The 278-nt window shown below is 66.5% G+C and carries 1 protein-coding gene; it reads right to left on the bottom strand.

The window, feature by feature from the left end; all coding sequences use genetic code 11:
- Positions 1-278, bottom strand: a 278-nt coding sequence (locus tag N0K08_RS23185) for a hypothetical protein (protein WP_408643001.1), incomplete at both ends; no start/stop codon positions are given.

The raw sequence follows: 278 nt of genomic DNA on the forward strand, positions 1-278 counted from the left end.
TGCCGGTGACGGTATTGCCGCTCAGCGTGGCGGTCAGGTCGAGCTTTTCGTTACCTTCGAACACCGCGTCGTCGGTGGTCGGCACCGTGACGACGATGCCGCCGGTCACGCCTATCGGCAGGTCGAAGCTATACACCCCGCCGGCCAGGGTCACGGTGACGGCCGTGCCGCCCACGGTGACCGTCGGCATGCCGATGTCGCCCGCACCCACCTGGCCGCTGAGCGTGAAGCTCAGCTTGGTGATGGTGTCCACGCCGTGGCTCAGGCTGATGTTGAAG

Origin of the sequence: Acidovorax bellezanensis (genome assembly GCF_025421555.1) — a bacterium.
Taxonomy (GTDB): Bacteria; Pseudomonadota; Gammaproteobacteria; order Burkholderiales; family Burkholderiaceae_C; genus Comamonas; species Comamonas bellezanensis.